At 59.0% G+C, this 10,003-nt stretch carries 8 protein-coding genes and 1 pseudogene; 8 read left to right on the forward strand and 1 reads right to left on the reverse strand.

Annotated features, from left to right (window positions below):
- Positions 1-12 precede the first annotated feature (12 nt).
- Together ACKXF7_RS04615 and ACKXF7_RS04620 are read left to right on the forward strand one after the other, a co-directional pair.
- Positions 13-1,667, forward strand: a pseudogene (locus ACKXF7_RS04615) (putative manganese-dependent inorganic diphosphatase).
- 2 nt (positions 1,668-1,669) lie between these two features.
- A complete protein-coding gene (locus ACKXF7_RS04620; protein ID WP_339394418.1) occupies positions 1,670-1,996 on the forward strand; it encodes an acylphosphatase in 327 nt (108 codons plus the stop codon).
- 136 nt (positions 1,997-2,132) lie between these two features.
- On the opposite strand, the gene ACKXF7_RS04625 is transcribed toward ACKXF7_RS04620, so the two are convergent.
- On the reverse strand, positions 2,133-2,804 hold the full coding sequence (locus ACKXF7_RS04625; protein ID WP_423742268.1) for a hypothetical protein: 672 nt from the start codon (positions 2,802-2,804) through the stop codon (positions 2,133-2,135).
- Positions 2,805-3,400: 596 nt separating this feature from the next.
- On the opposite strand from ACKXF7_RS04625, the gene ACKXF7_RS04630 reads away from it, so the two are divergent.
- The 6 genes from ACKXF7_RS04630 to ACKXF7_RS04655 all read left to right on the forward strand — a co-directional run bounded on the left by ACKXF7_RS04630 (position 3,401) and on the right by ACKXF7_RS04655 (position 9,909).
- Positions 3,401-4,858 (forward strand): aminotransferase class I/II-fold pyridoxal phosphate-dependent enzyme, encoded by a 1,458-nt coding sequence (locus ACKXF7_RS04630; protein ID WP_249237610.1) that lies wholly within the window; start codon positions 3,401-3,403, stop codon positions 4,856-4,858.
- A gap of 13 nt (positions 4,859-4,871) precedes the next feature.
- A complete protein-coding gene (gene speE, locus ACKXF7_RS04635) occupies positions 4,872-5,723 on the forward strand; it encodes a polyamine aminopropyltransferase (protein WP_423742269.1) in 852 nt (283 codons plus the stop codon).
- Positions 5,724-5,874: 151 nt separating this feature from the next.
- Positions 5,875-7,134 (forward strand): saccharopine dehydrogenase C-terminal domain-containing protein, encoded by a 1,260-nt coding sequence (locus tag ACKXF7_RS04640; protein WP_423742270.1) that lies wholly within the window; start codon positions 5,875-5,877, stop codon positions 7,132-7,134.
- Complete coding sequence (locus ACKXF7_RS04645) at positions 7,134-8,381, forward strand: carboxynorspermidine decarboxylase (RefSeq protein ID WP_423742271.1); 1,248 nt, start codon at positions 7,134-7,136, stop codon at positions 8,379-8,381. Before ACKXF7_RS04640 ends, ACKXF7_RS04645 begins: the two co-directional genes overlap by 1 nt.
- 290 nt (positions 8,382-8,671) lie before the next feature.
- Positions 8,672-9,175 carry a hypothetical protein gene (locus tag ACKXF7_RS04650; RefSeq protein ID WP_423742272.1) on the forward strand — a complete coding sequence of 168 codons (504 nt, stop codon included), beginning with the start codon at positions 8,672-8,674 and terminating at the stop codon, positions 9,173-9,175.
- A gap of 215 nt (positions 9,176-9,390) precedes the next feature.
- A complete protein-coding gene (locus ACKXF7_RS04655) occupies positions 9,391-9,909 on the forward strand; it encodes a hypothetical protein (RefSeq protein ID WP_423742273.1) in 519 nt (172 codons plus the stop codon).
- Positions 9,910-10,003 lie beyond the last annotated feature (94 nt).

Genomic DNA, 10,003 nt, shown 5'->3' on the forward strand with positions numbered 1-10,003 from the left:
AGGGGGAACAATATGCCCAAAACAGCCCATAAAGTCGTTGTCATCGGACATCGCAATCCGGACACCGACTCCATCTGCTCGGCCATCGCCTATGCAGAGCTGAAAAACAAGACCAGTGATCTGGTCTGCGAACCCCGCCGTGCAGGCAAAATGAATCAGGAGACCGAGTTCGTGCTCAAAAAATTCGGGGTCAGGCCCCCGCGCATGTGCACGGACGTCAACCCCAAGATCCGGGATGTGGACTACCGCGAAATGCCCGGCATCCCCGGCTCCACCAGCCTGCGCAAGGCGTGGGAGATGATGCGCGACCGCAAGATCGACACCCTGCCGGTGACGGCAGCGGACAACGAGCTGGAAGGTCTGATCACGGTGAAGGACATCGCCACCGCCAACATGGACCTGTTCGATACCGGCATCCTTGCCAAGAGCCGCACCAGCTACAAGAACATTCTGGAAACACTGGGGGCCACCATGGCGGTGGGCAGCGAGGACGCGGTGTGCACCACCGGGCACATCCGCATTGGCACCGCCACCCCGGAAATGCTGGAAAACAGCATGGAAAAGGGCGATATCGTCATCCTGACCAACCGCTACGAGAGCCAGCTGTGCGCCATCGAGAAGGAAGCCTCCCTGCTCATCCTGTGCAACAACGCCAAGGTGGGCCGCACCATCCAGCGCATTGCCGAGGAGACCGGCGTTGCCATCATGACCACCCCGGTGGATACCTATGCCGCCGGCAAGCTCATCAGCCAGTGTGCGCCCATCTCCTACTATATGACCCGCAGCGACATCATGAAGTTCACCCTCGTCACGCCGGTGGCCGATGTTACCCGCGTGATGGCCAAGGTGCGCCACCGCTATTTCCCCATTCTGGATGAGGATGGCAAATACTGCGGCATGGTCAGCCGCCGCAACATCATCAATCTGCGCAAGCGCCGCATCATTCTGGTGGACCACAACGAGGCAACGCAGGCGGTGGAGGGCTTCGATCAGGCCGAGATCCTGGAGATCATCGACCACCACCGCATCGGCAGTCTGGAGACCAGCGGCCCGGTGTACTTCCGCAACCAGCCGGTGGGCTGCACCGCCACCATCGTCACCCAGATGTACGACGAGAGCGGGGTGGAGATCCCCAAAAGACCGCCGGTCTGCTGCTGGCGGCTATCCTGTCGGACACGCTGGTGTTCCGCAGCCCCACCTGCACCCCCATGGATGTGGGTGCCGCCAACCGTCTGGCAAAGATCGCCGGGGTGGACATCAACGAGTTTGCCAATGAGATGTTCGAAGCCGGCGAAAAGCTGGACGGCAAGACCGCCGAGGAGGTGTTCCTGCAGGACTTCAAGGTGTTCATGTGCGGTGATATCCGCTTTGGCGTGGCACAGGGCAGCTACATGACCCGCAAAAACCTGCAGGCCGCCGAAGCACTGCTGCAGCCCTATCTGGAAGAGGCCCGCAACAAGCAGAACGTGGAGGATATCTACATGCTGCTCACCGACGTGCCCAAGGAAGAAAGCGTGGTCATCAGCGATGGCCGCTATGCCTCCGAGGTGCTGGCCGACGGCTTTGAGACCCAGCCCGCCGAGGACGGCAGCTTTACGCTGCCCGGTGTGGTGAGCCGCAAAAAGCAGTTCATCCCGGCCCTCATGACCGCGTATCAGGAGCTGTAAAAATGTTTGATTTTCTCAAGCAAAAAGACCGCACGCCGCCTGCTCTGCCGCAGGGAACGGTGCGCCGCCGCTATTCCATCGAAGGGCAGGTGCAGGGGGTGGGCTTCCGCTACCGTGCCCGCTATGCGGCCCAGACACTGGAGCTGACCGGCTGGGTGGAGAACGAGGATGATGGCAGCGTGACGCTGGAAGTGCAGGGCGACCCGGATCAATTCATGCGGCTGTTCGCCATGATCCAGAAAAGCGATTACATCCGGATCACCGGCATCCGCCAGAAGGATCTGCCGCCCGACCCGTGGGAGCGCGGCTTCTCGGTAAGAGGATATTGATGCGAGACCCTCTCAGTCAAAGCCTGTCGAGCAAAGCGAGACTGAGAGGGTTCGGAAAAGAAAGCGAGACCGAGAGGGCCTGCACAAACAAAAAAGCTGACGCAGAAGCGCCAGCTTTTTTGCTTTTCTAATTTTGTCAGCCTGCTGTTTTCAGCGGAGAATTGTCAGTCCAGATGGTGTCGTCCAGCAGCCGGGTCACAGCCAGTGTGCCGTTTGCCGAGACGCGTGCCGGGTCCAGCGCGTAGAAATCGCTTTCCTTCAGGTCTGCAGGGTCTGCATCCGCACGGATGCCCACCACGCAGACCCAGTGGCCATACGCAGCGCTGGTGGCGATATGGGGGTAGTTCACCTCGTTCCAGCCGGAGCCGGTCAGGTGGTATTCATAAGTAGAAGTGCGGTTCGTGTGCCGTTTTACGCCGCTCACCGCAGTGTTTTTCAGATGTACGATCACCGGACGCCCGGCGGAAAGCTCGGTGTAGAGCTTCTGCAGGCACTCGGACAGGCTGCCGGAGTAACCATAGTACCCGCCTGCCGACCAGACCGCCCCGTTCGACCACATGCCGCTGCCGGAGCAGGTTTTTCCGTCCAGAATGGTGCGGGCGTAGCGCAGTGCGTACCAGCTGCATTTGCCGGAGGTCTGGTTGCCGATGGAGAGGATGTGGCTGGTGCTGAACTCCAGCATCCGGATACCGTGTGTCTCCTGCAGGGCAGCTGCATGGGCATGGGGAATGGCCAGAGCCAGCACAAGGCACAGCGCCAGAACTGCCGCCGCCAGCCGCTGTGCCGCGCGGGCGGGACAGTGTTGCATGTGTTCCACATCCTTTTCCTTTTTACGACCTCATTTTACCACGCAAAAATGTTAAAAATGTGTAAACAGGCAAAGTTTTTGGGCGTAATTTTGTAAAATCGAGGGCAGTTGATAAAATTTTGTTGACACAGGCCCCCGGGTATGCTAAAATCAACACGATTTTGGAGAGATGAAGAGCTATCAGGGTCTTTCCAGGAGCATTACACTCGAACCACTCCGTCAGGGAGTCAAGGCCATACGGACAGCCGGGTTCACTGCCGACCGGCGGCGCAAGCTGCCATTATTGATTGAGTTCAAAGCTCAAATTTTATAAGTTGGTTTCTTACAAACCGAACAGCGCCCGCTGCGCTGACTTGTGAAACGGTCAATAAGAGTAGTAAAAGTAGTAAGTGCTATATAGACTCTGACAAAACTTCATCTCGATGTCCTGCCGCAATAGCCTGCTTCTGTTTCCCGCGCAATGCGCCGGGAAATTTGGCGCGCTTTGGGCAGGGGAACATTGGGAACTGCCTTCACGGGTCAGCAGAACGGTCTTTGTGCTGTTCAGCCGGCCCGTGTTTTTTTGTGTGCCGGGTCGTAAAAAAGAGGTGGAATGGATGAACAAAAAACAAAAGCTCAACCAGAACCGCGCCCCCATTTACGAGGCGCTGGAGCGGTTCCGGAAGATGCGGGTGGTGCCCTTTGATGTGCCCGGACACAAGCGGGGCCGCGGCAACCCGGAGCTGACGGCCTTTCTGGGCCAGCAGTGCGTGGGCGTGGACGTGAACAGCATGAAGCCGCTGGATAATCTCTGCCACCCGGTATCGGTCATCCGGGAAGCAGAGGAGCTGGCCGCAGACGCCTTTGGCGCTGCCCACGCGTTCCTCATGGTGGGCGGTACCACCAGCAGCGTGCAGAGCATGGTGCTCACCGCCTGCAAGCGGGGCGATGAGATCATCCTGCCCCGCAACGTGCACCGCAGCGTGCTGAACGCGCTGGTGCTGTGCGGCGCGGTACCGGTGTACGTGAACCCCGAGGTGGACAAGCGCCTTGGCATTTCGCTGGGCATGAAGCGGGAACAGGTGGAAAAGGCCATCCGGGAGCATCCCAATGCGGTGGCCGTGCTGGTGAACAACCCCACCTACTACGGCATCTGCTCTGACCTGCGTGCCATCGTCAAGATGGCCCACGACGCCGGGATGCTCTGCCTTGCGGACGAAGCCCACGGCACCCACTTCTACTTCGGCGGCGGCCTGCCGGTGTCTGCCATGGCGGCGGGCGCGGATATGGCTTCCGTTTCCATGCACAAGAGCGGCGGCAGCCTGACCCAGTCCAGCCTGCTGCTCATCGGCCCCAACGTGCACCCGGGCTATGTGCGCCAGATCATCAACCTGACCCAGACCACCTCCGGCAGCTACCTGCTCATGTCCAGTCTGGATATTTCCCGCCGCAACCTTGCTTTGCGGGGCCGGCAGGTGTTCCACCAGGTGGCAGACATGGCCGAGTATGCCCGGGAGGAGATCAACGCCGTGGGCGGCTACTACGCCTTTGGCAAGGAGCTGTGCAACGGCAACTCCGTCTTTGACTTTGACACCACCAAGCTCAGCGTCCACACGCTGGACATCGGCCTTGCGGGCATCGAGGTCTACGACATCCTGCGGGACGAGTACGACATCCAGATCGAGTTCGGCGATATCGGCAACATCCTTGCCTATCTTTCCATCGGCGACCGCCCGCAGGAGGTGGAGCGTCTGGTCAGCGCACTGGCCGAGATCAAGCGCCGCTACCAGACCGATGGCTCCGGCCTGCTGAGTCAGGAATACATCGACCCCGTTGTGGCCGCCAGCCCGCAGGAGGCTTTCTACGCCCCCAAAAAGAGCCTGCCCCTCCGGGAGACCGAGGGCATGGTGTGCAGCGAGTTCGTCATGTGTTACCCGCCGGGCATCCCCATTCTGGCCCCCGGCGAGCGCATCACAAAGGAGATCCTGAACTACATCGAGTACGCCAAGGCCAAGGGCTGCAGCATGACTGGTCCCGAGGACCCGGACATCGAGCGGCTGAACGTTCTGGCATAAGGAGGGAACGCAGATGGAATTTTGGTTTTCGGAGTTTCACACCCCGGACGTAAAGCACAGCATCCGGGTGAACAAACAGCTCTATTCCCGGCAGAGCGATTACCAGCGCATCGACATCTTTGAGACCCCGGAGTTTGGCCGGGTGCTCACGCTGGACGGCAACGTGATGCTGACCGAGCGGGACGAGTTCATCTACGATGAAATGATCGTGCACGTGCCCATGGCGGTGCACCGGGAGGCCAAGGATATCCTTGTCATCGGTGCCGGCGACGGCGGCGTGGTGCGGGAGCTGACCCGCTACGACCGGGTGGAGCGCATCGACCTTGTGGAGATGGACCCGCAGGTGGTGGAAGCCTGCCGCGCCTACCTGCCCGGCAATGCCTGCCGCATGGATGACCGCCGGGTGCACATCTACTTTGAGAACGCCCTCAAGTACATCCGCCGCTGCGAGGAGGAGTACGACCTCATCATCGTGGACTCCTCCGACCCCTTCGGCCCCTCCGAGGGTCTGTTCACCCGCGAGTTCTACGGCAGCTGCTTCAACGCCCTGAAAGAGGATGGCATCATGGTCAACCAGCAGGGCAGCCCCTTCTACGCCGAGGACGCCAGCGCCATGCAGCGCAGCCACAAGCGCATTGCCAGCACCTTCCCCATCAGCCGGGTGTATCAGGCCCACATCCCCACCTTTGCTGCGGGCTACTGGCTGTTCGGCTTTGCAAGCAAGAAGTATCATCCCATCGATGATCTGGATGCGGCGGCATGGAAGGCCCTGAACATGCGCACCCGCTACTACACCACCAAGCTGCATGTGGGTGCATTTTACCTGCCGGCATTTCTGGAACAGATGCTGGAAGAAGTGGAGTAAGAACCTTTCAGATTCAAAGCGATCCCGATAAAAAATATCGTTCAATAGAAGAATACTTCTCCCTCAAAAAGTAAAAGCTCCCCCCTTTCGGGGGAGCTGGCATCGCGCAGCGATGACGGAGAGGGTCCAAACCAGTAAAGGAGATATCACAATGAGCAAAGTTCTGATCATCGGCTGCGGCGGCGTGGCCTCCGTTGCCATCCACAAGTGCTGTCAGGTGCCCGAGGTGTTCACCGAGATCTGCATCGCCAGCCGTACCAAGTCCAAGTGCGACAAGCTGGCTGCAGAGCTGGCTCCCAAGACCGCCACCAAGATCACCACCGCACAGGTGGACGCCGACAAGGTGGAAGAGGTCATTGCCCTCATCAAGGCGTATCAGCCCGACCTCGTAATGAACATCGCCCTGCCTTATCAGGACCTGACCATCATGGACGCTTGCCTTGCCTGCGGCGTCAACTACATGGATACCGCCAACTACGAGCCGGAGAACACCGACGACCCCCAGTGGCGCGCCATCTACGAGAAGCGCTGCAAGGAAGCCGGTTTCTCTGCCTACTTTGATTACAGCTGGCAGTGGGCCTACGCCAAGAAGTTCGAGGAAGCCGGCCTGACCGCCCTGCTGGGCAGCGGCTTTGACCCGGGCGTGACCCAGGCTTACTGCGCCTACGCCAAGAAGCACGAGTTCGATACCATCGACACCATCGACATTCTGGACTGCAACGGCGGCGACCACGGCTATGCCTTTGCCACCAACTTCAACCCCGAGATCAACCTGCGCGAGGTGTCTGCTCCCGGCAGCTACTGGGAGAACGGCCACTGGGTGGAGATCCCGGCCATGAGCATCAAGCGGGAGTACAACTTCGATCAGGTGGGCGACAAGGATATGTACCTGCTGCACCATGAGGAGATCGAGTCCCTTGCCAAGAACATCCCGGAGGCAAAGCGCATCCGCTTCTTCATGACCTTCGGCCAGAGCTACCTCGACCACATGCGCTGTCTGGAGGATGTGGGCATGCTGTCCACCACCCCGGTCAACTTCAATGGTCAGGAGATCGTGCCCATCCAGTTCCTGAAAGCGCTCCTGCCGGACCCCGCCAGCCTCGGCCCCCGCACCAAGGGCAAGACCAACATCGGCTGCATCTTCACCGGCAAAAAGGACGGCAAGGAAAAGACCTACTACATCTACAACGTCTGTGACCATCAGGAGTGCTACAAGGAGGTGGGCAGTCAGGCCATCAGCTACACCACCGGCGTGCCTGCCATGTGCGGCGCACTGATGCTGCTTACCGGCAAGTGGACCACCAAGGGCGTGCACACCGTGGAAGAGTTTGATCCGGACCCGTATCTGGACGCTCTGGACAAGTACGGCCTGCCCCGCTCCGAGAGCCACAACCCGGCGCTGGTGGACTGATGCAGGTGCACGACAGCCGCCCGCCCTTTGCGGGCCTTGCAAACCTGACAGACAAAGCACTGGCCTCTCTGCCCACGCCCTGCTATCTGCTGGACGAAGCACAGCTGCGCTGCAACGGCGAAATTCTGCTGGGGGTGCAGCAGCGCACCGGCTGCCGCATCCTGCTGGCGCAGAAAGCCTTTTCCAACTTTGATCTCTACCCGGTGCTGGCGCCCTATCTGGCAGGCACCGAAGCCAGCGGCCTGTACGAGAGCCGCCTTGGCCGGGAAGAACTGCCGGAAAAGGAGAACCATGTGTTCTGCGCGGCCTACCGGGCGGACGAGTTCCCGGAGCTGCTGCAGTACGCCGACCACATCGTGTTCAACTCGCCCAGCCAGCTGGCAAAGTTCGGCCCGGCGGCAAAGGCGGCGGGCAAAAGCGTGGGCCTGCGCATCAATCCGCAGCGCTCCACGCAGGACGGCCATGAGATCTACGACCCCTGCGCCCCGGGCAGCCGCCTTGGCACCACCCGCGCCCAGTGGGACGCCGCCCTGCAGCAGCATCCGGAGCTGCCCGCCCTGCTGGACGGCCTGCACTTCCACACCCTGTGCGAGCAGAACGCCGATGCGCTGGCCGAGACGCTCCCGGCGGTGGAAGCCGCCTTCGGCGACCTTCTGCCCCGCATGAAATGGCTCAATTTCGGCGGCGGGCACCACATCACCCGCCCGGATTACGACCTGTCCCTGCTGGAAAAATGCATCACCGGGATGCAGGCAAAATACGGCGTTCAGGTGTATCTGGAACCGGGCGAGGCATGGGCGCTGAACGCGGGCTATCTCGTCACCACGGTGCTGGACACTTTGCAAAACGGTGACACCAGCCTTGCCATTCTGGATCTGTCTGCCGCCTGCCACACGCCGGACGTCATCGAGATGCCCTACCGCCCGCCGCTGCTGGACGCGGGCGAACCGGGGGAGAAGCCCTGCACCGTCCGTCTGGGCGGGCCCACCTGCCTTGCCGGAGATGTGATCGGCGATTACAGCTTTGCCGCCCCCCTCACCGAGGGGCAGCGGCTCATCTTCGGCGATATGGCTATCTATTCCACCTGCAAGAACAACACCTTCAACGGGATGCCCCTGCCGGACATCTGGCAGCTGTGCGCGGACGGGACGCTCCGGCGTCTGGCGCACTTTGGCTACGGGGATTTCAAGTACCGTCTGGGGAGCCGCGGCGGCAGCGCCCAGCCCACAACATCCGTCCAAATTTAAGCGGGCGGTCTCTGCCGCAAAAACAGGGTGACCTCTCCGGCGTCTGGCAGGAAATGTCAGACGGCAAAGATTCTTTGCGAAGTCCGGTATAACAATTACAATACCGCAACAAATAGCACCTGTTTTCGTGCCTTTTTCACGAAGAAGCCTTCCTGTTTTTGGGAAACTTCCCCATTGACAATTCCGACTCCAGTTGGATATAATCAAGGCAAGAGGAGCACCCCGAAAGGGGAACTGCCTTCTGAACTGCGAAACATATCCACAAAATCATCAGACTGGAGGGATACCCTATGAAGAAGCTTTCCAAGATCGTTGCCCTGCTTCTGGCAGGTGCGCTGACCATGCTCCTGTTCACCGCCTGCAGCGGCGGTGGCGGCGGCTCCACAGATGAACAGAAAGAGGCGGCAATGCTGACGGCGCTCACGAGCAGTCCTCAGTGCAGCGAAACCGCTAAAACCAATGATCCGGAGCTTCGCAATATGCTGCTGACGGATCTGAATGCGCAACTTAAAACTGGCAGATTCAAGAGCGACGTTAAGGTGAAGGGTATTAGACCCGACCCAGAAGAGAACATTACAATCACGGTAATGACGGAATACCGGTACGGTGAGCGCTTGCAGGACCTGATCGAGAAGATTACCAACCACATTGGTAGCACATATCCCGGTACGAATGTCGATGTAAATGCGAATGGCTGCTGGACCAAGGTTGCCGTTGTTGTTCAGAGCAATGAGAAGGGCACCTATTTGGCCGTGGCAATCCAGCTCAAGAACCTTGCATACCCCCAAAACTAAAACTCCTCACCTTTTTCCCCCGGAGCGTGGCTGCAAGGCCGCCCTCCGGGGCTTTCTGCGTCCAAGGAACGGACTTATCTGCCCGAAAATAACTGAAAAATATAGGCAGTCTGCACATTGACACGGGGGGGTGTGTTGTAAAATAAACATAGGCCGTCCGGGCGTTTGGGACGCGGAAAAGGCCTGTAGTTTATTTTATTATGGAGGAATCTAACATGAAAAAGATGAAACGTCTTGTGGCTGTTCTTCTGGCCGGCGTGATGGTTCTGGCAATGCTCACCGCGTGCGGCGGTACCGGCAACGATGCAGCCACCGCGAAGTTTGAAGGCAAGGTCGAGCAGGCCTATATGACAAAACTGAATGAGAAGTTTGGTGAGAACTTCGAAAACGATGCCGCCATTAAGAAGTTGGCTGTCGAGTATATTGAAAAAATGGCCAACAAAGAAACTCTGACCAAGGATGAACTTTGGACGAAAGAAGAACCGACTGAAAAGACCCAGAATTGGGTAATGATTTGTTACGATGTCCAGAACACCGGCAAATATGTGATGTCCTCCTATGAGGCGGCTCAGGCAGAAACGATCACGCCGAAGAACATTGATACCTTTTGGAGCTTTGCTCAGATGAAGAGAGCGAATGTTGGTCAGAAAGCCAAGTTTACCGCGCTGGGCGTTGGCGCAAAGACCATCAACGGCAAGACCTATGTTGCTATCGGCTTTAGAGTGGAAGGTTGATCTGCACAGTAATTGAATCACATCCCGCCCCGGAGAGCACCCGCCCTCCGGGGCTTTTTTTCGCCTTTTTGTGACAAACCCCGCCTGCTGTGGT

Origin of the sequence: Faecalibacterium sp. 7, assembly GCF_049562865.1 — a bacterium.
Classification (GTDB): domain Bacteria; phylum Bacillota; class Clostridia; order Oscillospirales; family Ruminococcaceae; genus Faecalibacterium; species Faecalibacterium wellingii.